At 74.2% G+C, this 22,928-nt stretch carries 13 protein-coding genes; all 13 read left to right on the top strand.

Annotation, left to right across the window (positions count from 1 at the left end):
- The first annotated feature begins 14 nt into the window (after positions 1-14).
- The 13 genes from ACIQZO_RS17700 (at position 15) to ACIQZO_RS17640 (ending at position 22,927) form a co-directional block, all read left to right on the top strand.
- Positions 15-1,010, top strand: a complete 996-nt coding sequence (locus ACIQZO_RS17700) for a BTAD domain-containing putative transcriptional regulator (RefSeq protein WP_403626885.1) — start codon at positions 15-17, stop codon at positions 1,008-1,010.
- A 128-nt stretch (positions 1,011-1,138) separates the two neighbouring features.
- Positions 1,139-2,650, top strand: coding sequence for an aldehyde dehydrogenase family protein (locus ACIQZO_RS17695; RefSeq protein WP_403627040.1), 1,512 nt, complete (start codon positions 1,139-1,141; stop codon positions 2,648-2,650).
- A complete protein-coding gene (locus ACIQZO_RS17690) occupies positions 2,647-4,557 on the top strand; it encodes a non-ribosomal peptide synthetase (protein ID WP_403626882.1) in 1,911 nt (636 codons plus the stop codon). Before ACIQZO_RS17695 ends, ACIQZO_RS17690 begins: the two co-directional genes overlap by 4 nt.
- Before the next feature lie 3 nt (positions 4,558-4,560).
- Positions 4,561-5,334, top strand: coding sequence for a thioesterase II family protein (locus tag ACIQZO_RS17685; protein WP_403626879.1), 774 nt, complete (start codon positions 4,561-4,563; stop codon positions 5,332-5,334).
- Positions 5,297-5,590, top strand: a complete 294-nt coding sequence (locus tag ACIQZO_RS17680) for an MbtH family protein (protein WP_403627038.1) — start codon at positions 5,297-5,299, stop codon at positions 5,588-5,590. The genes ACIQZO_RS17685 and ACIQZO_RS17680 overlap by 38 nt, the downstream gene beginning before the upstream one ends.
- Before the next feature lies 1 nt (position 5,591).
- Positions 5,592-6,806 (top strand): cytochrome P450, encoded by a 1,215-nt coding sequence (locus ACIQZO_RS17675; protein ID WP_403626876.1) that lies wholly within the window; start codon positions 5,592-5,594, stop codon positions 6,804-6,806.
- A gap of 15 nt (positions 6,807-6,821) precedes the next feature.
- Positions 6,822-10,760, top strand: coding sequence for an amino acid adenylation domain-containing protein (locus tag ACIQZO_RS17670; protein WP_403626873.1), 3,939 nt, complete (start codon positions 6,822-6,824; stop codon positions 10,758-10,760).
- Complete coding sequence (locus tag ACIQZO_RS17665) at positions 10,760-11,419, top strand: 4'-phosphopantetheinyl transferase family protein (RefSeq protein WP_403626870.1); 660 nt, start codon at positions 10,760-10,762, stop codon at positions 11,417-11,419. The genes ACIQZO_RS17670 and ACIQZO_RS17665 overlap by 1 nt, the downstream gene beginning before the upstream one ends.
- A gap of 12 nt (positions 11,420-11,431) precedes the next feature.
- The gene (locus tag ACIQZO_RS17660) at positions 11,432-12,493 is read left to right on the top strand and encodes a winged helix DNA-binding domain-containing protein (protein WP_403626867.1); all 1,062 of its coding nucleotides are present in this window, start codon (positions 11,432-11,434) and stop codon (positions 12,491-12,493) included.
- 89 nt (positions 12,494-12,582) lie between these two features.
- Positions 12,583-13,857: an MFS transporter gene (locus tag ACIQZO_RS17655; protein WP_403626864.1), complete on the top strand. Its 1,275-nt coding sequence runs from the start codon at positions 12,583-12,585 to the stop codon at positions 13,855-13,857.
- Positions 13,858-14,068: 211 nt separating this feature from the next.
- Complete coding sequence (locus ACIQZO_RS17650; protein ID WP_403626861.1) at positions 14,069-18,181, top strand: amino acid adenylation domain-containing protein; 4,113 nt, start codon at positions 14,069-14,071, stop codon at positions 18,179-18,181.
- Complete coding sequence (locus ACIQZO_RS17645; protein WP_403626859.1) at positions 18,174-21,530, top strand: amino acid adenylation domain-containing protein; 3,357 nt, start codon at positions 18,174-18,176, stop codon at positions 21,528-21,530. The genes ACIQZO_RS17650 and ACIQZO_RS17645 overlap by 8 nt, the downstream gene beginning before the upstream one ends.
- Positions 21,530-22,927 carry a condensation domain-containing protein gene (locus ACIQZO_RS17640; protein ID WP_403626856.1) on the top strand — a complete coding sequence of 466 codons (1,398 nt, stop codon included), beginning with the start codon at positions 21,530-21,532 and terminating at the stop codon, positions 22,925-22,927. Before ACIQZO_RS17645 ends, ACIQZO_RS17640 begins: the two co-directional genes overlap by 1 nt.
- Position 22,928 lies beyond the last annotated feature (1 nt).

The following is a 22,928-nucleotide window of genomic DNA, read 5'->3' as shown; positions in this document are numbered from 1 at the left end:
ACCGGGAGGACGCGATGACCACCGCAGCGAACGGGCCGGCGGGGCCGGCGGTACGGGTCCGCTTCCTGGGCGACTTCGAGCTGACCGTCAACGGTGCCCCCGTCGAGCGCTGGCGGGCCGGCAAGGCCCGTGGCCTGTTCCAGTACCTCGTCGTCCACCGCGGCCAGATGCTCACCCGCGACCGGCTCTACGCATCCCTGTGGCCCGGCGCCGACTCCGCCGCGGGCAGCTCCCTCAAGGTGGCCGCCCACGCGCTGCGCCGGGTGCTCGACGCCCACCCCGACCGCCCAGGCGACTCCGGGATCAGCCTGGTCTACCGCGACTTCGGCTACGTCCTGCACATCACGGGCCTCTGGTCCGACCTCGACGGCTTCCAGGAACAGGTGCACAGCGGGCTGCGGGCCGCCGCGGCCGGCGACGCCCCGCTCGCCCGGACCCGGCTGCGGGCGGCGCTCGGCCTCTACGGCGGCGAGTTCCTGCGCGGCGAGAGCGCCGACTGGGTCGTCGAACAGCGCGAGTACCTCAGAGCGCTCGCGCTGCGGGCCCTCGGTGTGCTGCGCGCCGACGCCGAGGACCGCGAGGACTTCGTGGAGCTCATCGAGGTGTGCCGGCGCACGCTGGAGATCGACCGCCACCACGAGGAGACCTACCGCGCGCTGATGGCCGCCCACGGCCGGCGCGGTGAACTGGCCTGTGTACGCCGCTGGTACGAGCTGTGCGCCCGCCGGATGCGCGACGAGCTGGCCGTGGCGCCCGAACCGGAGACCCAGCGGCTGCTGGGCACCCTGATCCCGGCCGCCGCCCGCGCCGCCGTTGCCACCGCCTCCGCCGTGACCGGAGCCCCGCCCGCCACCGTCCGCGCGCTGCGGTCCGCGGCCCGCCGGGCCGGGACCCCCGCCTGGAGCGCGGAGGTCCGTACGACCGCCTTGGCCCGCCCCGTACGGCGGGCCAGGCCCGACAACCGGGCCGTGGCCGCCCTGGCCCGCGCGGCCGACCAAGCGACCGCGTGACACCGACCCAGCTGTTCAGCGAGCCCGTGATCCCGTGACCGAGTGAGGACCCCACCGTGACCGTGCTGACCGTGCCGACCGAGCCACAGGACTCCAGAGCGTCCGGGGCCGAGCCCGACGCGGCGGCCCTGCCGCCCCGTTACACCGACCAGTGGATCGGCGGCGCCTGGGTCGCCTCCGACGCCGACGGCCGCCTGGTCGTCACCGACCCCGCCACCGAGCGCGCCCTGGCCACCGTGCCCGCGGGCACCGCCCGGGACGCCGACCTCGCGGCCCGCGCCGCCGCGGCCGCCTTCCCGCGCTGGGCCGCCACCCCGCTGCGAGAACGGACCGCACTGCTGCGCCGGGTCGTCGAGGCCATGGAGGTCCGTGCGGACCGCTTCGCCGCGATCATCACCACCGAGGTCGGGGCGCCCGCCCGGATGGCCCGCCAGACCCATGTCGGGCTCTCCCTCGGCATGGCGGCGCACTGCGTCGAGACCGCCGCCTCCTACACCTTCGAGGAGCGCGTCGGCCATTCGCTCGTCGTGCGCGAGGCCGCCGGAGTGGCCGCGTGCATCACCCCGTGGAACACCCCGCTGCTGCTCACCGTGCAGAAGATCCTCCCCGCGCTCGCGGCCGGCTGCACCGTGGTGCACAAGCCGAGCGAGATCACCCCGCTGCACGCCCGGCTGCTCGCCGAGGCCATCGCCGAGGCCGATCTGCCGCCCGGTGTCTTCAACATGGTGGTCGGAACCGGCGCGGCCGTCGGCACCGCCCTGGTCACCCACCCGCTGGTCGACGTGGTCTCCCTGACCGGTTCCACCCGGGCCGGCCGCGAGGTCTCCGCGCTCGGCGCCGACCGCGTCAAGCGCGTCCACCTCGAACTCGGCGGGAAGAACGCCAGCCTCCTCCTCGACGACGCCGACCTCGCCGCGTCCGTGGCCGCCACCGTCGACCAGATGCTCTTCAACACCGGCCAGACCTGCCTGCAGTGGAGCCGGCTGCTGGTGCCCCGGGAGCGGCAGGAGGAGGCTGTGGCCCTCGCCGGCGAGGCCATGGCCGGTTACGTCACCGGGGACCCGCGCGATCCCGCCACCGACCTCGGTCCGCTGGTGTCCGCCGCCGCGCACGCACGTGTCACCGACTACATCCGGCGGGGCATCGAGGAGGGCGCCGGCCGCCTGGTCCGCGGCGGCCCCGACCGGCCCGCCGGACTGGACACCGGCTACTACGTCCGGCCGACGGTCTTCGCCGACGTGGACCCGCTGAGCACCATAGGCCAGGAGGAGATCTTCGGGCCGGTGCTCTGCGTCATCCCCTACGACGACGAGGACCAGGCCGTCCGGATCGTCAACGGCACCCGCTACGGGCTGCACGGCGCGGTCTGGTCCGGCGACGGCGGCCGCGCCGAGCGGGTCGCACGACGCTTCCGCTCCGGCCTGGTGGACGTGAACGGCGGCCAGTTCAACCCGGCCGCCCCGTTCGGCGGGTTCAAGCAGTCCGGCATCGGGCGCGAGTGCGGCGCCGCCGGACTCGAGGCCTTCCTGGAGACCAAGTCGATGCAGCTCCCGCAGGGTGTGGGGGGCCAGGTGGTCGGGCCGCGCCTGCGGGCCACCGCGGCCGCCCGCCCCGCGGACACCGAGAGGAACGACGGATGACCGACCGGCACGCCGAGTCCGCCGGGGCCACCGCCCCGGGCGTACCGGCCGACGACGCACCGCCCCGCGCGGCCCGGGCGGAACCCGCCCCCGCCGCACCGGCGGACGGCGCACTCCCGCCGCTGTTCGCCCGCCTGGAACGGTGGACGCGCGAACAGCCGAACGAAACCGCCGTCAAGGCCTTCGACGGCACCCTCACCTACGCGGCGCTCACCGCCCGCACCGCCCGGTACGCCACCGCGCTCGCCGGATCCGGAGTCGGCCCCGAGACCGCCGTCGGGCTGCTGCTCGGCCGGTCCCGGGAGAGCGTGCCCGCCCTGCTCGCGGTCTGGAGCCTCGGCGCGACCGCCGTCCCCCTGGACCCCGCGCACCCCGTCGAGCGCCTCGGCCGCGTCCTGGGCGACGCCGGGGCCGCCGTCCTGGTCGCCCCCGAGGTGCCCACCGGCCTGGAGCCCGGCGGGCTCACCCTGCTGGCCCCCGCCGACATCCGCCGCAGCGCCCCCGGGCCGCTCGAGGTGTCCGTACCCGCCCCCGACAGCTGCTCGTACCTCGTCTACACCTCGGGAACCACCGGCCGCCCCAAGGGGGTCGAGGTCACCTACCGGGGCCTGGACACCTTCGTCGACGCCCTCGGCGGACTCGGGCTGCCGCCCGGCGGTCTCGGCCTCAACGCCGTCTCGCCCGCCTTCGACGGCTGGCTCTGGTGCACCCTGCTCTACCTGACGCACGGCCAGGGAGTGGCCCTCGCCGACCTCTCGCTGGACGGGCTGCGCCAAGCCGCCGCCGAGGGCCGCGAGCCCCTGCCCGCCGGCCTGCGCACCGTGTCCCTCACCCCATCGCTGCTCGCCGCCCACGGCGGCGGGATCGACTCCGCCGAGGTGGTCGTGGTCGCCGGGGAGGCCTGCCCGGCCGCCCTGGCCGCACGCTTCGCCCGGGGCCGCCGGCTGCTCAATGTGTACGGGCCGACGGAGGTGACCATCGCCGCGACCTGGGCCGACAGCCGACGAGGGGACGACGTGAGCACCATCGGACGACCGCTGCCCGGCTACCGGGCGTACGTACTGGACGAGGAGCTCCGCCCGGTGCCCGTCGGCGCCGAGGGCGAGCTCCACCTCGGCGGCCCCGCCGTCGCCCGCGGCTACCGGGGCCGGCCCGGACTCACCGCGAGCCGCTTCCTGCCCGACCCCTTCCAGGGCGGCGGCACGCGCATGTACCGCACCGGCGACGTCGTCGTGCGCCGCCCGAGCGGTGAACTCGAGTACCGGGGCCGCCGCGACGACCAGGTGAAGATCCGCGGTCACCGCATCGAACTGGGCGAGGTGGAACGGATCGCCGCCGAGCTGCCCGAGGTCGTCGCCGCCGCCTGCTGTCCGCTCGCCTCCGGACAGACCCTCGGCCTCGCCGTGGTCGCGGCCCCGGGCGCCGACCCGGCGGGCCTCGCCGCCCTGGTCGTGGAGCGCTGCCGCAAGCAGCTGCCCGCGGCGGCGGTGCCCAGCACCGTACGGGTGCTCGACCGGATCCCGACCCTGAGCACCGGAAAGGCCGACCGCGAGGCGCTGGCCGCGGCCCTGGCGGCTCCGGAAGCGGCCCCCGCCGGGCAGGCGGTGGCCCCGGGCGCCGGCCCGACCACGAGCGAGCGCGTCGTGATGACGGTCTGGGCCGATGTGCTCGCCACCGAGATCCCCGGACCCGACGCGGACTTCTTCGATCTGGGCGGCCACTCCCTGGCCGCCGCCCGCGCCGTGTCGGAACTGCGCCGCATCACCGGACTGCGTGTCGGTCTCGGCGCGCTGCTGGCCGAGCCGACGGCAGCGCACTTCGCCGCCGAACTCGACCGGCTCGCCGCCGAGCGGGAGGCCCCCGCAGTCGACCCGGGCGCCGACGACGCCGCCGCCGAAGGGGCCTGAGCCATGGGCGCCTGGATCTCCACCTGGACGAACGACCCCGCCGACCGGACCCTGCCCGTCCTGCTCTGCCTGCCGCCCGCCGGCGCCGGCTGCCAGCAGTTCCGCTCCTGGCAGCCCGCGCTGGCGGGCACCGCTCAGGTGTACGGCGTACAGCTACCGGGCCGGGAGAACCGCTGGCGGGAGCCGATGCCGGAGACCTTCGACGAGGCCGTGGAGGCCATCGCCGCGCAGCTGCGCGACATCGTCGCCGACAGCCGGCCGCTGATCGTTTTCGGCCACAGCTTCGGCGGCCTCCTCGGCTACGAGGTCTCCCGCCGGGTCGCCCCGCGGGCCCTGGTGGTCAGCGGCTGCCGGGCCCCCGGCCACTGGGACGGCGCCGGCCGCGGCATCGTCGACGACGGCGAGGAGCTGGACAAGCTCTTCGACACGGCCGACCTCGACCCCCGCCTCCTCGACGAGGACACCCGCGCCCTGATGGTCGCGATGCTCCGCAAGGACGCCCAGCTGTCCCTGAGTTACGTCCACCAGCCCGGCGTACGGCTCGCCGCGCCCGTCCACGCCTGGGGGGCCGACGGCGACGAGACCGTCAGCTCGCGGGACCTGGACGGCTGGGCCGCGGTCACCACCGCCGCCTTCACCCGGCACACGACCACGGGCGGCCACCACGCCGTACTGCGCCGCCCGCAGCCCGTACTGGACCAGCTGACGGTCCTGCTGCGGGGCGCGGGCGCCGCTTCCGATCCCCCCGCCTCCGCCCGCACCACGACCGGCGCCTGACCGGATATCTGCCTGCCCGACCGCCCGACCGCCCGACTGCCCACAACCGCCCGCCCGCCCGAGCCCGGAGGACACCGTGCCCACCACCCACCAGGTTCTCGTGAACCACGAGGGGCAGTACGCGCTGTACCCCGCCACACGCGAGACACCCGACGGCTGGACGCCGGCCGGGTTCGACGGCACCGAGGACGAGTGCGCCGGCTTCGTGGACGCCCAATGGCCCGACACCCGCCCCCTCAGCCTGCGAGGAGCCTGAGATGGAGATCGACCTGCTCGACCCGGGCCCCTTCGGCCGCAACGACTTCTGGCCGACCTTCACCTGGCTGCGCGCCAACTCGCCCGTCCACTGGCACCCCGAACCCGGCAGCGACGACGGCGGCTTCTGGGCGCTGAGCCGGCACCGCGACATCATGAAGGTGTACGCCGACAGCGACACCTTCAGCTCGGCCCGCGGGATGCGGCTCGGCAGCGACCCGGCGGCCGTCGCAGCCGTCGCCCAGCGCATGCTCATCGTCTCCGACGTGCCCCACCACACCCGCCTCAAGCGGGCGCTCCACCAGGCCTTCGGACCGCAGCAGATGCCGCGGCTGGAGGCGATGGTCGACAAGGTGGTCGGCGAGCTGGTGGCCGAGGCCGTCGAACGCGACGAACTGGACTTCATCGACCTCGCCAAGCAGCTGCCCAACCGGGTCGTCTGCGCCATGATGGGCATCCCGCGCGCCGACTGGGCCTGGATCGGGGCCCTGACCACCGACGCCTTCGACTCCCCGGACGACGAGGTACGCACCAACGCGCACTCGGAGATCTTCCTTTACTTCATCGAGCTGCTCGCCGAGCGCCGGGTCCGCCCGGGCGACGACCTGGTCAGCCAGATCGCCCACGACACCCTCGTGGACGAGGGCGACGGCGTCGAACGGCCGCTCAGCGATCACGAGATCGTCTTCAATCTCAACGGAGTGCTCTCCGGCGCCAACGAGACCACCCGCTACTCGGCCGCCGGTGCGGTCCACATGTTCGCCGAACACCCCGACCAGTGGCGGCTGCTGCGCGGCCTCGGCCAGGACGGCATCGCCCCGGCGGTCGAGGAGATCCTGCGCTGGACCACCCCCGGGGTGCACGCCCTGCGCACCGCCGTCCGCGACACCGAGATCAACGGGATCCCCATCGCCGAGGGAGCCCGGGTGACGCTGTGGAACGTCTCGGCCAACCGCGACGAGGACGTCTTCGCCGACCCGCACTCCTTCCGGGTCGACCGCCGCCCCAACCGGCACGTCGCCTTCGGACACGGCCGCCACCTGTGCCTCGGCGCGCGCCTGGCCCGCTTCGAACTCGGCGCCCTGCTCACCGAGATGCTCGGTGTGCTGGACGGCTTCGAACCGGCCGGACCCGTCACCTTCAACTCGTCCAACTTCACCTGGGGGATCAACAGTCTCCCCGTGCGGCTGCTGCGCAGCCGAGCCTTCGCGAAGTAAGAAAGGGCCCGCACTGTGACCACCGCACTCGTCGACTTCAACCGTTCGGACGCCGCGTTCCCCGCGACCGGGTATCCGCAGCTCCTCGCCGAACAGGCCGCCCGCACCCCTCGGGCCACCGCCCTCGCGCAGGGCGACCGCAGCTGGACCTACGCCGAACTGGAGGCCGCCACCAACCGGCTGGCGCACGCGCTGATCGCCCGCGGAGCCGCAGCCGGCACCCGGGTCGGCCTCTGCTACCCGCGCAGCGCCGAGTACGTCATCGGCTCCCTCGCCATCCTCAAGACGGGCGCCGCGATCGTCGCCCTCGACCCGGTCAACCCCGACGACCGGCTCGCGGCGATGATCGCCGACGCCGCCCCGCTGCTGGTCCTCACCCCGGCCGACCTCGGCCGCCGGATACCCGAGGACGTCCCCCGGGCCGAGGTCGCCACGGCCGGGCAGGGCCTGGCGGACACCGCGCCCGCCGTCGTGACCGGTCCCGACACCGTCAGCCACCTCATCTACACCTCCGGCTCCACCGGCACCCCCAAGGCCGTCCTGGAGCGGCACGGCGCCCTCACCAACCTGGTGCACTGGACCACCCGCGCCTACGGGGTCCGGCCCGGCGACCGGGCCTCCTGGATGTCCACCCCCGGCTTCGCCGTCCAGATCATGGAGTGGCTGGCGTACCTGCCCGCCGGCGCGGCCATCCACATCCCCGAGGCGGGGCAGGCGCAGACCCCGGAGCAGATCCGCGACTGGCTGGTCGGTGAGGGCATCACCCACACCATGCTGGTGGCCGCCCTGGCCGAGCCCGCCTGGGGACTCCAGTGGCCCGTGGGCACCGCGCTGCGGATCCTGGTGACCACCGCCGAGCGCGTACACAGCTGGCCGCCCGTCGACACCCCCTTCCGCGTCGTGATGACCTACGGCACCACCGAGACCACCAACGTCCTGTCCTGCCTCGACCTCGGCGCCGGCATCGACTTCACCAGCCAGGCCACCTCCGACGAGGTCCGCGCCACCCGCCAGGTCCCGGTCGGCGTGCCCATCGCCAACCTCCGCGTCCACCTCCTGGACGAGGACGGCAGCGCGGTGCCCGAGGGCGAGGTCGGCCGCCTGCACGTTTCCGGCGCCGGTGTCGCGGCCGGCTACCACGGCCGTCCCGAGCTCACCGCCGCGAAGTTCCACCCCAACTTGCTTGCCGACGACCCGCACCCGGTGCTCTACGACACCGGCGACCTCGCCCGCCGCCGTGAGGACGGCGCCGTGGAACTCCTGGGCCGGTCCGACTCCCAGGTGAAGATCCGCGGCTTCCGCGTGGAGCTCGGCGAGGTCGAGACGCACATCGCACGGCTCGACGAGATCGCCGAGGCCGTCGTCGTCACCCAGGAGCGCGGCCCCGGCGACAAGCGGCTCATCGCCTACGTCTCCCCGGCCGGCTCGGCCGAACCGGACTCCGCCGCCGTGCGCGCCGAGGTCGCCCGCACCCTGCCCTACTACATGGTCCCCGCCACTGTCGTCGTCCTGCCCGTGCTCCCGCGACTGCCCAACGGCAAGGTCGACCGGCGCAGCCTGCCCGAGCCCCCCGAGGGCCGCGACGCGGTCGGCGCCGGCTACGAGGCCCCCCGCAACGAGGTCGAGGACGGGATCGGCCGACTGTGGGCCGAGGCGTTCCGCACCGACGGCGTCGGCATCCACGACAACTTCTTCGAGCTGGGCGGGCATTCGCTGCTGGCCTTCCAGCTGATCGACGAGATCCGCCGCCGCTACAGCGTCGAGCTCAGCCTCTCCGACCTCTCCACCTGCCCCACGGTCGCCGAGCTCGCCAGCCTCGTCACCACCGAACGCACGGGCGGCCGCGGCTCCTTCGGCGGACTCCCCGCGATCGTCCCGGAGCCCTCTGCCCGCTTCGAGCCCTTCCCCCTCACCGAGAGCCAGCAGGCGCTGTGGATCGGCCGCGGCGGACTCGTCGAGCTCGGCAACGTCGGCTGCCACGGCTACTTCGAGTGGGAGAGCGAGCAGCTGGACGTCGTCCGCTTCGAGGGAGCCTGGCGCCGGCTCGTCGAACGCCACGACGCACTGCGCACCCGCGTCCTGCCCGACGGCACGCAGCAGGTCTTCGAGGAGATCCCGGCCTACGAGATCCCCGTCACCGACCTCGGCGGCCTCGACGAGGAGGCCCGCCGGGCCGAGCTGGCCGAGCTGCGCGAACGGCTGTCCCACCAGGTCCTCGACGGCGACAGCTGGCCGCTGTTCGACGTACGGATCAGCCTGCTCGGCGGCGGCCGGGCCCGGATCCACCTCTGCCTGGACTTCCTCGTCGCCGACGCCTGGAGCTACTTCCAGGTCCTCATCCCGGACCTGGTCACCTACTACGTGGAGCCCGGCGCGGAGCTCGCGCCGCTGGAGCTGACCTTCCGCGACTACGTCCTCGCCGTCGGGAACTCGCTGCGCGACAGCGAGCTCTACCGCCGCTCCGAGTGGTACTGGCGCGACCGCCTCGCCACTCTCCCGCCCGCCCCCGAACTGCCCGACCGCCCGGCCGACGCCCCCGAGCTGCCGGTCCGCTTCGAGCGCCGCAGCCACGTCGTGTCCCCGCAGCTGTGGACCCGGATCCAGGAGCGGGCCCACGCCCGCGAGGTCACCCCGTCCGGGGTACTGGCCGCCGCCTACGCCGAGGTCCTCGGCCGGGCCGCCGGACAGGCCCGGTTCACCATCAACTTCCCGCTGTTCAACCGCCTTCCGCTGCACCCGCAGGTCAACGCCCTGCTCGCGGACACCACGACCACCCTGCTGCTCGCCGTCGAGCAGAGCGAGAACACCTTCGCCGGACGCGCCCAGGCCGTCCAGCGACGGCTCTGGGCCGACCTGGAGCACCGTTACTTCAGCGGTGTGCAGGTGCTGCGCGAGCTGACCAAGCTGCGGGGCTCCCTCGCCCCGGCGATGCCCGTGGTGATGACCAGCCTGGCCGGCCACCCGCCGCAGTACGAGGAGACCGAACTCGGCGCACCCGTCTACGGCATCTCCCAGACCCCGCAGGTCTCCCTCGACTTCCAGGTCTTCGAGAAGCCCGACGGCCTCACCTTCAACTGGGACTTCCTGCCCGCCGTCTACCCCGACGGCCTCATCGACGCCATGTTCGAGGAGTTCACCGGCCTGCTGGAGGCCCTCGGCGAGGACGAGGTCTGGGAGCGCCACTCCCCGCCGCCCGGCGACGAGGGCGCCGCTCCGGGCAAGGCGCAGGAGCGCGACACCGGCGACGCCTGGGAGCGGTACTGGGCCGGGATCCGGCGGACCGGCCGCGGTGGCGACGTCATCTGGGACGCCGACAGCGGCGAGGAGTTCCACTGGCTGCTGGGCCAGGCGCGGCGCCACTTCCGCAGCGGCCTGCCGGTCATCGACCTGGGCTGCGGCAACGGCCGCTACAGCCGCGAACTCGCCCCGCACTACCCCTCGGTCATCGGCGTCGACGTCTCGGCCAGCGCCATCGAGCACGCCAAGCGCGAGGCCGAGGGCGTCGCGAACGTCGACTACCTGGCGATCGACATGACCGACGCCGAGCAGGCCGCCGCCCTGGGGGAGGGGCCGTACAACATCTTCGTCCGCGGTGTCTTCCACGTCCTGGACAGCGAGGCCCGGGCCCGGCTCGCCGCCGTCGCCGACCGCCTGCTGGGAGACGGGGGCACGCTGATCGTCCACGAGCCCGACTACTCCAGCAACTCCTTCGGCTACCTCGGCTTCGTCGGCGGCAAGCGCGGCCGCGCCGAGGACCTGGTCGGCCCGCTGGAGGCGGCCGGTGTCCGGCACTCGCACCGCTTCACCCGGCCCGAACTGGCCGAGGCCTTCGGCGCGGACGCCTGGGAGGTCGTGGAGGACGAGGCGATAGAACTGCACGCGATCGACCCGCAGTCGGACTCCGACGCCCTGCGGCTGCCCGGCTACTACGCGGTGCTGCGCCGCAAGCGCTGATGGCCGCTCCCGCACCGGCCGGCCTCGCGCTGGCCGGGCCGACCGGAGCGGTGCTGGCCGCGGCCGGGGACGTACGGGAGCTGCTGACCCGTACCGAACTGGACCGGGCCGGCGCCCTCCGGTCGGCCGGCGACCGGGACGACTTCCTGGCCGCGCACGCACTGGTCCGGATCTGCGCCGGGCGGCTCCTGGGCCGACCGGCGCAGGGCCTCACCGTCGTTCAGAGCTGCGGGAGCTGCGACCGGCCGCACGGCCGGCCGCGGCTCCTCGAGGCGCCCGGCACCGGCGTCAGCCTCGCCCACGCCCGGGGCTGGGTCGCGGCCGCCGCGGCCCCCGGCCCTGTCGGCGTGGACGTGGAGATACTCGACGGCCACCCGCTGGACCAGCGGGTGGCCGAGGCCGTCTGCAACGAGGAGGAACTGGCCGCCGTACGGGCGGCCGAGGACCCAAGGCGCGCCTTCCTGCGCCAGTGGGTACGAAAGGAGTCCCTGGTCAAGGTCGGGGCGGCCACGCTCGACGGGGCGGCCCGCCTCGACCTTCCCGTGTACGGGCGCCGGCCGCCCCGCTGGCGCGGCTGGCGGCTGCTGGACTGGGGGAACGATCGGGTCGTCGGATGCGTGGCGGCCCGCGAGGAGATGCGGCTTCGGCTGCTCGGCTGAAAGACTGGACACGTGGAACGACCTACGACCGACCGGCTGCTCAGGGCGCGCGCACAGGCGATCGGGGGCGAGGTCCGGGAGGAGTCGGTCGCCGCCGTCCTCGACCGGGTGCTGGCCGTGCAGGCCCAGGACCTGCCCGCGGCGGAGCTCGGGCTCCGGGCGCGGGCCCGCGGACTGACCCTGGAGGCGGTGCGCCGGGCCACCGACACCGAACGCAGCGCCGTCCGCGGCTGGTTCATGCGCGGCACCCTCCACCTGGTGCCGGCCGCCGACGCCCGCTGGCTGCTCGACCTCTTCGGCCCGCTCTACCTGGCGCTCGCCGCCCGGCGGCTGCGCGAACTCGGCCTCGACGAGTCCCTCTGCGTCCGCTCGGAGCGGCTCATCACCGAAGCGATCGCCGACGAGGGGCCGTTGACGCGCGCCCAGCTCACCGAGCGGCTCACCACCCTCGGGGTGGAGCCGAAGGGTCAGTCCGCCTTCCACCTGATCCGCCGGGCCGCCCTGGCCGGCCGGATCTGCCACGGACCGCAGCGCGGCGGCGAGGCCACCTTCGTCCTCCTCGACGACTGGCTGCCCGCCTCCGGGCCCCTGCCCTTCACCGGAGCCGCCGCCGAGCGCGAACTCGTACGCCGCTACCGCTCGGCGTACGGGCCCTGCGACGCCCTGGACTTCGTCCACTGGTCGGGGCTGAAGGCCTCCACGGGCAAGAGCGCGTGGGCCGCCGTACGGGACACCGCGCCCGGGCCGGCGCCCACCCCGGGCGAGCCAGACGTACGCCTGCTGCCGGCCTACGACAACTATCTCGTCGGCTACCGCAGCCGGGACCTGTCCGTGCCCGCCGCCCACGAACGCCGGGTATGGCCCGGCGGCGGGCAGATCCGGGCCACCGTGCTGGTCGACGGCCTGGCCGTCGGCACCTGGTCGGGCGGCCGCCGCGGGGGCCCGGTGACGACCCTGCCCTTCCCCGGGACCGAGCCCCACAGCCCCGCCGTGGCCGCCGGAATCGCCCGCGAGAGCGCCGACATCGCACGGTTCTCCAGCGGAACTCACAGCGTCTCTACAAGCGGTCTATAGTCCCCTAATTCATAACCGGGCCCTAACTCCGGGTCCATAGCTTGAGTGCCGTCCGACAATTCCGTACCCAATCAGAAAAGGACGTCGACATGGCACTCGGTCGGCATTCCGATTTCAATCGCCTGTGGTTCGGGCAGACCGTCAGCAACTTCGGCGACAAGATCTCCCTTCTTGCGTTACCGACCCTCGCGGTCGTGGTGCTGGACGGCGGAGCCTTGGAGGTCGGCGTGCTCGGCGCGCTGCGCTTCCTCCCGTTCCTGCTGCTCGCCCCCTTCGCGGGGCTCGTGGCGGACCGGGTCTCGCGGCGCACCGTAATGATCGTCGCCGACCTCGGGCGCTTCCTGGCACTCGGCACGATTCCGCTGGCGTTCGCCCTCGATTCCGTCAGCATGACCCACGTCTACATCGTGGCCGCCCTCACCGGTGTCCTCACCACCTTCTTCGAGGTCTCGTACCAGTCCTGGCTGCCCCAGCTCATCGGCACCGAGAACCTCATCGAAGGCAATACGAAACTCCAGATCAGCCGCAGCGTCGCGGAAGCGGTCGGGGCCGGCGCCGGTGGCGCGCTCATCCAGGTGCTCGGCGCCGCCCGCGCCATCACCGCCGACGCGTTCACCTTCCTCATCTCGCTGGCCGCCCTCCTCGTCATCCGTCACCGCGACACCCGTGAGCGGACCGAAGAGCGCAAGGTGTCCGCCAAGGCCGAGATGAAGGAGGGCATGCGCACCCTCTTCGGCAACCCGGTACTGCGCGGCCTGTTCACCGCCAACGTCGTGGTCAACCTCGGTGCCGCGATGGGTGACGCCCTGCTGATCGTCTACGCGTACAAGGTGCTGAACCTCAGCCCCGGCCAGGTCGGCATCGCCTTCGCCGTCATGTCGGTCTTCGTCATCGTCGGCGCCGTGCTCTCCGAGGTCGTCTCCAAGAGCCTCTCCGTGGGACGCCTCCTGGTGATCACCGCTGTCGTCCTCGGCGCCGGCTACATCCTGGTCCCGACGGGCGGCGCGGTCGGCGGCTTCATCGGACTGATCGTGGTCCAGGCCGTCATCGGCTTCGTCTCCCCGATGTTCGACATCCACGTCCTGAGCCTCGTCCAGGGGGTCACCCCGAACGAGCAGATGGGCCGCGTCAGCGGCACCGCCCTCTCCGCGGTCTACGGCGCCCTGTCGCTGGGCTACTTCGCCGGTGGCGCGCTCGGCGAGGGCATCGGTCTGACCGGCGGCCTCGCGGTAGCCGGTGCCGTCACCATCGTCGGCGGCCTGACCCTACTCACCGGACCGGTGGCCAAGATCAAGGAAATGCCCGCCGGCGACAAGGCCGAGGAGGGATCTCCGGCCGCCGACGAGGCCAGGATCACCGCCTGATCGACGCACGACGGGGGAGCGGGAGTGGGTGCCGGCCGAACGGCGCCCACTCCGCACCGCGCCCCGCGCCCCACCCCGTACGCCCGTACCCGCACGCGCACCCGCACCCGCACGTCCCCACCCACCCACCCGCACGCCCAGCGCCGCGCACCCCGCGGCGCCACCTCGCCGTATCCCTCTCCCGACTCCCGAAGACGCACGGAGGCTCAAGGTGAGCGAGTCCCTCGCCGAACGCATAGCCGCACTGCCGAAGTCCCGCCGGGCACTGTTCCAGGCCCTGACGGGCCGCACCGGCGGGCGCGCCGCCGTACGGGAGGACCCCGATCCGGCACCCCGTGACCCTGCCGACCCGCCCGTGCTCTCCTTCGCACAGCGCCGCCTCTGGTTCATCGACCAGCTGCAGCCCGGCAGCCCCGCCTACAACGTGCCGGTGGCCACCCGCATCCGCGGCCCGCTCGACGTCCCCGCCCTGCACGCGGCACTCCAGGACATCGTGGACCGTCACGAGGTGCTGCGGACCGTCTACACCTACCAGGAGGGCGCCACCGAGGCCGTCCCCCGCGTGGTGGACGGCTACCGGCTGCCCCTGCCGCTGACCGAACTCGTCGACGAGGACGCGGCCCGGCCGTTCTACGACGCCGACGCGAGTGCCCCCTTCGACCTGGCCGGATCCGTCCCGCTGCGGGCCCGGCTCGGCCGGATCGGCGCCGAGGACCACGTCCTCGTCCTCAACCTGCACCACATCGTCACCGACGGCTGGTCCATGCGCGTCCTCTACACCGAACTGGAGCGCGCCTACGCCGCGCGCACCGGAGCCACCGCCGAGGCCGCGCCCGCGCTCGCCCTCCAGTACGCCGACTTCGCGACCTGGCAGCGCCGCCGCGTCAGCGGGGACCGGCTGGAGGGGCTCACCTCCTTCTGGCGCGAGGAGCTGGCCGGCGCCACCCCGGTGGATCTGCCCACCGACCGGCCCAGACCGCCCGTCTTCGGCCACGCCGGAGCCTCCCGCTACATCGACCTCCCGCCCCGGCTCATCGCCCGGCTGCGGGAGTTCGGCAAGTCCGAGGGCGCCACCCTCTACATGACGATGCTGGCCGGCTTCGCCGCCACCCTGCGCCGCTGGACCGGCCAGGAGGACATCGTCGTCGGCACCTCGGTCTCCGGCCGCGACCACCCGGCCTTCGGCGAACTCATCGGCTTCTTCGTCAACACCCTGCCGCTGCGCATCAGAACGGGCGGCGACCCCGGCTTCGCCGAACTGGTCCGCGCCACCCGCCACACCACGCTCCAGGCGTACGCCCACCAGGAACTGCCCTTCGACCTGATCGTCGACGCCCTCGCACTGCCCCGCGACCCCAGCCGGCCGCCGCTCACCTCCGTGATGTTCCTCCTCGACGAGACCCCCGACACCGCACCGGGCCTCGTGGGCCTCGGCACCGAGCCCATCGACTTCTCCTCGCACGCCACCAAGTACGACCTCATGATCAGCGTGCACGACACCGGCAGCGCGGTCCGCGCCCTCGTCGAGTACCCCACCGCCCTGTTCGACGCCGCGACCGTGGACCGCCTCCTCGGCCACTTCCTCACCACCCTCGAAGGAGCGCTCGACCGCCCGGACGCCCCGCTGTCCGCTCTGCCCCTGCTCACCGAGGACGAGAGCCGGGCCGCCCTGGACGACTGGAACGCCACCCGCGCCCCCTTCCCCCAGGACGCCTGCCTGCACGAGCTGTTCGAGCAGCACGCCGACCGGCGGCCCGAGGCGCCCGCGGTGGTCCTCGGCGGCCTCGGCGGCTGGAACGTCACCTACCGGGAACTGGAGGAGCGCGCCAACCGGCTCGCGCACCGCCTCGTCGAGGCCGGCGCCGGCCCCGACCGGACCGTGGCCCTGTGCCTGCGCCGGGGGCCCGGCCTGGTCACCGCGATCCTCGCCGTCCTCAAGGCCGGCGGGGCCTACGTCCCCCTCGACCCCGACTATCCGGCCGAGCGCCTGGCGCTGCTGCTGCGGGACTCCGCACCGCCCATCGTCGTCTCCGACGCGGAGCTGATCGGGCGCCTGCCCGTCCCGGCCGGCACCGCGCAGGTGCTGCTCGACACCGACCGGGCCGCGCTCGCCGAGCTGCCCGCGACCCGCCCGGCCGTCCCCGTGACCTCGCGGGACCTGGCCTACGTCATCTTCACCTCGGGCTCCACCGGCACGCCCAAGGGCATCGCCCTGGAGCACCGCGGCGTCGTCAACAACATCCTCGACCTCAACCGCTCGTACGGCATCGGGCCAGGCGACTGCGTCCTCGCGCTGTCCTCGCCCAGCTTCGACATGAGCGTGTACGAGACCCTCGGCATCCTCGCGGCGGGCGGCACGCTCGTCCTGCCCGACCCGGCCGCGGCCAAGGACCCGGCCCACTGGGCCGACCTGGTCGACCGGCACGGCGTCACCGTGTGGAACTCCGCCCCCGCCCTCCTCGGCCTCCTGGCCGACCAGCTCGAACACGCCGGCGGGCCCCGACTGCCGAAGCTGCGCACCGCGTTCCTCGGCGGCGACTGGATCCCCGTCACCCAGCCCGACCGGATCCGCGCCTTCGCGCCCGGCCTGTCCTTCGTGGCGCTCGGCGGAGCGACCGAGGCCTCCATCCACTCGGTGGAGTTCCCCGTCGGCCGGGTCGATCCCGAGTGGACCAAGCTCCCGTACGGGCGGCCCATGGCCAACCAGCTCGCCTACATCCTCGACCCGAAGGACCGCCTGGTCCCCGTGGGCGTGCCCGGCGAGCTCCACCTCGGCGGGGTCGGACTGGCCCGCGGCTACCTGGGCCGGCCCGAACTGACCGAGGAGAAGTTCGTCCGGGTCGAACTGGAGCCCGGCCGCACCGAGCGGCTCTACCGCACCGGCGACCTGGCCCGCTACGGCGCCGACGGCACCATCGAACTCCTCGGCCGCACCGACTTCCGGATCAAGCTCAACGGGCTCCGCATCGAGCCCGGCGAGGTGGAGAGCGCGCTGCGCGAGCGCCCCGGGGTCCGCGAGGCCGTGGTGGCCGCCCGCCGCACCGCCGGCTCCGACCGGCTCGTCGGCTACGTGGTGCCCGAGGAGGGCGCCGACCTGGACACCGCCGCCCTGCGCACGGCCCTCTGCGCCGTCCTGCCCCCGCACTGCGTGCCCGCCGAACTGGTCCTGCTGGAGCGGCTGCCGCTGAGCCCCAACGGCAAGGTGGACCGGGGCGCCCTGCCCGACCCGCGCCCGACCGCCCCCGCGGCAGGCCCGAGCGCCGCCCCGCCCGCGGACGGGGACCCGGTCGCCCTGCGGATCGCCGCCGTCTGGGCCGAGGTGCTCGGCGTGCCCGAGGTGGCGCCCGACGACGACTTCTTCGCCCTCGGTGGGGACTCCTTCGCCGCCGTGCGCGCGGTCCGCGCCGTCGCCACCGCCCTGCCGGACGGCGGTGCCGGCGACCTGCGCGTCGTCGACCTCTTCAGCAACCCGACCCCGGCCGGGCTCGCCGCCCGCACCGCCGAACTCACCGGAACCGGAGGCGGCACCGGAGGCGCGGCGGGGGCCGGAGCGCGGCAGCACCGGCTGCTGCACCGGCTCACCCCCGAACGCCCCGCCGGCACCGCCACGCTGACCCTCGTCTGCTTCCCGCACGGCGGCGGCGACGCCATCGCCTACCAGCCGCTCGCGGCCCAGCTCCCGCCGCACATCGAGCTGCTGGCCGTCTCCCCGCCCGGACACGACCCGCTGCGCCCCGGCCCGATGCTGCCGGTCCCGGAGTTTTCCGAACTCGCCGCCGAGGAGATCGCCCGCACCGTGCGGGGACCGTACGCGGTCTACGGCCACTGCGCCGGCGTCGTCACCGCGCTGGCGACCACCCACGTACTGGAACGGCTGGGGCAGCGCCCGATCGCCCTGGACCTGGCCGCGGCCCTCCCGGAGGAGGACCCCGAGTACGCCCTCGAGATGGAACGCGTCTCCGGCGACGACGACCTCGTCGCGTACCTCACCACGATGGACGGCTTCGACGGCGTCCTCGACGACAGCGACCTGACCGCGGTCCTGCGGATGGTCCGCCACGACATGACCGAGGCCGCCCGCTTCTTCGCCCGCACCCCGGGCGGCTACGACCGACCCCTGGCCACGCCCCTCACCTGCATCATCGGCGACGCCGACGACGCGACCGAGGGGTACGAGGACGGCTACCGCGCCTGGGGCCGGTACGCGGCCGACGTGCGGCTCGCCGTGATCCCCGGGGGCCGCCACTACTTCGCCAAGCACCTGCCCGACGTTCTCGCCGCTCTCCTCGCCGACCTGCACCGCAACGGAGGAACCCATGTCTGACCTCGCCGAACGGCTCGGCCGTCTGCCCCAGGGACAGCGCTCCCGGCTGCTGGGCCGGATGCGCAACCAGATGACTGCCGGCGTGGGCCGCCGCGTCGAACTGAAGCGCGCCGACCACGGACCGCGGTCCCGCTCCTCCTTCCAGCAGGAGCAGATGTGGTTCGTCGACAAGCTCGGCGCCGGCAAGGCCCGCAACAACATAGCCCTGGCCATAGGCCTGGGCGGCCCCCTCGACCGGGCCGCCCTGCACGAGGCGCTCAACGCCGTCGTCGCCCGCCACCAGGTACTGCACAGCAAACTCGTCGAGATCGACGGAGTCCCCTGGCAGGAGCCCGTCCCCTCCTTCGTGCTCGGAGTCCAGAGCACCGACCTGTCGGGCAGCGAGGACGCGGACCGCGAACTCGCCGAGCTCACCGCCACCTGCGCCGCCGCCCCCTTCGACCTGGCCGCCGCCCCGCCCGTCCGCGCCCACCTGGTGCGGCTCGCCGCGGACCGGCACATCCTGCTCTGGGTCGTCCACCACATCGCCTGGGACCCTGGCTCGACCCGGATCTTCACCGAGGAGCTGACCGCCAGCTACGCGGCCGCCGCCGCCGGCAAGCGCCCCGAGGCCCCGCGGCTCGCCGTCGAGTACGCGGACTTCGCGGCCTGGCAGCGCGCCAAGCTGGAGAACGACGAGCACGGCCGGGCGCTGGCGGGCAAGTGGCGCCAGATCCTGGCCGGCGCCGTGGCCACCGAGGTCCTGCCCGACCACCCGCGCGGCCCGGAGACCCGCGGTGACGGCCGCGGTCTGAAACTGACCCTGGACCAGAAGCTGCTGGACCGGCTCACCGAACTCGCCGACGCCAACAGCACCACCGTCTTCACCACCCTGCTCGCCGCGTTCAACGCCCTGCTGCGGCACTGGACCCGTACCGAGGACGTCGTCGTCGGCACGGCCAGCGCCTCCCGGCCGCACCCCGACCTGGAGCAGGTCATCGGCTGCTTCGTCCAGATGATCACCCTGCGGACCGAGGTCACCGACCAGCTCACCTTCCGCGAGCTGGTCACCCGTACCGCGGCCTCCGTCATGGACTCCTTCACCAACAGCGAGCTGCCCTTCGAGCAGGTCGTCGAGGCCGTCCGCCCGGTGCGCGACCCGCTGCGGCACCCGCTGTTCCAGATCGAATTCACCTCGCTCGGCCGCTGGGGAACCCACCGGGCGCAGGCCGCGGACATCGAGTTCAGCATGGACCAACTGCACGACGGTGCGGCCAAATTCGACATGAGCTTCCTGGTCGGCGAGAACGACGGCCTGGAGCTCTCCCTCGAGTACAACACCTCGCTCTACCGGCACGGCACGGCCGGCGCCCTGCTCGCCGCCTTCCGCCAGGTGCTGGAGCAGGTCGCCGAGAACCCCGACCTCCAGGTCGGCGACATCAGCCTGGTCGAGGAGCCGGCCGCCTCCCGGCACGCCCGCGAGCTGTCCCGCGGCGGCCCGATCGACGAGGCCGCCTGGACCACCACCCTGGACCGCGCCTTCCGCGAGCGGGCCACCATCCACCCCGACGCCGTCGCCGTCCGCCACGGCTCCACCCGGCTCGACTACGCCGCCCTCGACCGCTGGTCCGAGGCCATCGCCCACCGGCTGCGCGACCGCAGCGTCCGGCACGGCGACCCCGTCGCCGTATGCGTGGCCCGCGGCCCGGCCGCCGTCGCCGCAGTCCTCGGCGTGCTCAAGGCGGGGGCCCACTACATCCCGGTCGACCCGGCCGCCCCGGCCGAGCGGACCCGCACCGTCCTGTCCGACGCCAAGGTCAAGCACGCCCTCGTCGACGAATCCGCGCAACTGCCCGTCCCGCTGGAGCTGGTGACCACCGGAACGGCGGCCCCCGTCCGGGAGGTCCCCTCCCTGGCGCCGACCTCCCACCCCGGCGACCTGGCCTACGTGCTCTACACCTCGGGCAGCAGCGGAACCCCCAAGGGGGTCATGATCGAGCACCGCTCGGTCACCCACTTCTCCCGCACCATCGCCAAGGCCTACGAGATCCGGGCCGAGGACCGGGTCCTGCAGTTCGCCCCGCTCACCTTCGACGTCTCCGTCTTCGAGATCTTCACCACGCTGCTCGCCGGCGGCTCGCTCGTCATCGCCACCGACGACGAGCGGCGCGATCCGGCCCTGCTCCAGAGTCGGATGCGCGAGGACGCGGTCACCGTCGCGGAACTCCCGCCCGCACTCCTGCCGTTGCTCGACCAGGCCGGCCTGCCCGACCTGCGGCTGGTCTCGGTGGGCGGTGAGGCCTTCCCCGGCCGGCTCGTCGCCGAATGGACTGCGGGGGAGCGCCGGTTCGTCAACGGGTACGGCCCCACCGAGGCGACCGTAGCCGTCACGCTCATGGACTGCACCGGCAGCTACGACCGCAACCCGCCGATCGGCCGCCCCATGCCGGGCCACCAGGCCTTCGTCCTCGACGAGCGGCTGCGCCCGGTCCCGCCCGGGGTACCCGGTGAACTCTGCGTCGCCGGCCCCGGCGTGGCCCGCGGCTACCTGGGCCGTCCCGACCTGACCGCCGACCGCTTCGCCGACAACCCCTACGCCGACGGCCCCGAGACCGAGCGCCTCTACCGCACCGGCGACCTGGTCCGCTGGCTGCCCGGCGGCAACCTGGACTTCCTCGGCCGCACCGACCGCCAGCTCAAGGTGCGCGGCCACCGCATCGAGCCCGGCGAGGTCGAGTCCGTGCTCACCGGCCACCCCTCGGTGCAGCAGGCCGTCGTCGTGGCCCAGCCCGCGGCGGGCGGCGAGCGCATGCTGGCCGCGTACGTCACCGTCGAACAGGTGGGCTCGTACGCCTCCGAGGTCGCCGACGCCGAGGGCCTGCGGGCCTACGCGGCCGGCCGGCTGCCCGGCTACATGGTGCCGGTCGTCGTCGTCCTCGACGAGCTGCCCCTCACCCCGCACGGCAAGGTCGACACCGCCGCACTGCCCCAGCCGGCCGAACTGTCGGCCCAGGGCGGTACCGCGCCGCGCGACGCCGTCGAGGAGCAGATCTGCCGGGACATCCTCACCCCGCTGCTGGAATGGCAGAACCCGGACGTGGAGGGGGACTTCTTCGCCCTGGGCGGCAGCTCCCTGCAGGCCACCATCGTGGTCTCCCGGGTCCGCGCCCTCTTCGGCATCGACATCGCCCTCGCCGATTTCTTCGGCCGCCCGACCGTCTCGGGACTGGCCGAACTCGTCCGCACCGCCAAGGCCGAGGCCGCCGGCGAACAGGACCGGCTGCTCGCCGTCTTCGAGCAGATCGAGAACATGAGCGACGACGAGGCCGCCGCCCTCCTCGGCTCCCTCCAGCACCCGGAAGGTCCCTGATGGCCGACCCGGCCGGGTTCGACGGAGCGCTCGCCGCGCTCCCCGAGGCGAAGCGCGAACTCGCCCGCCTGATGCTGGCCGCCCGGCAGTCCGTACCCGCCCACCCGGTCCCGCGCTCCGGCGCGGGGCCGGTGCCCCCCACCGCGCTCCAGTCCCGGCTGTGGCGCCGCGAGCGCACCCACCCGGCCGTCGCCACCGGCTCCCACGCCCTGCGGCTGACCGGCCCGCTCGATCCGAGGCGGCTCGTGGACGCCCTCAGCGGGGTGCTGCGCCGTCACGAGGCGCTGCGTACCCGGCTCACCGTCTCCACGACCGGGCAGCCCCGGCTGCACGTGGACGAGGAACCGGTCCTGCGGCTCACCCGGGCCGACCTCTCGGGCTTCACCCCGCAGGCCGCGGCCGAACGCGTGGCCCTGCAGAGCACCGAGAGCGCCTCCACCGTCCTCGACCTGGAGAGCGGCCGCACCAGCGCGTTCCGGCTGCTGCGCCTCGCCCCCGACGAGCACGTCCTGATCCTCGCCTCCCACCTCGCGGTCTTCGACGGCTGGTCCTCCGGGGTCTTCCTCGCGGACCTGGCGGCCGGCTACCGCGAGGGCACGGCGGGCCCGGCCGCGCCCGACCTCCAGTTCCCCGACTACGCCGACTGGCAGCACCGGTGGCTGGCCGGACCCGACGGCTGCGCCGAACTCGCCCGCCGTCGGGCGGTGTTCGCCGCCGAGCCGCCCGCACCCCGGGCGCCCGGCGGGTTCGAACGCGGTCATGTGCCCGTACGGCTCGCCCGCGGGCCGGTCGGCGCCGGGCTGGAACTGGGCGCTGCCGAAGGGGCCACCCCGTTCATGACGCTGCTCGCCGCACTGGCCGTGGTACTGGCCCGCAAGGAGGGCCGCACCTCCCTGGTGATCGGCACCCCGGCGGCCGGCCGCTTCGCCGGAGCGCTCGAGGGCGCCGTCGGGCAGTTCACCACCGTGGTGCCCATCCGGCTCGACCTCGCGGGCGGCCCCACCTTCCGCGAGCTGCTGCGCCGCACCCGGGCCGCGGTGGCCGACGCGCTGGCCCACCAACGCCTGCCCGTGGACGTCCTGTTCGGCGACGGAACACCGCCGCCCTACAACGTCCTGTTCGCCCTCCACAACTACCCGGCGGTTGCCCTGGACCTGCCGGGCATCGAGGTCGGCCAGCTGCCGGGGCCGCCCGCCCGGCACCTGGAGCTCTACAGTCCCGACCCGGCCGCCGCCCTCGCCTGCATCGGCCTCGTGGAACGGGACGGCGAGATCGGCGGCACCGCCGAGTACAACCGCCACGCGGCCACGCCCGAGGACGTGCGAGGGCTGCTCACCGGAATCGAGGACGTGCTGGACCGGGCCGCCGTCGCGCCCGCATCCCCGCTCACCACCTAGG

Origin of the sequence: Streptomyces sp. NPDC097617 (assembly GCF_044761485.1) — a bacterium.
GTDB lineage: Bacteria > Actinomycetota > Actinomycetes > Streptomycetales > Streptomycetaceae > Streptomyces.
Note: the sequence above shows the minus strand (reverse complement) of the source record. Positions and strands in the feature narration are given on the sequence as shown.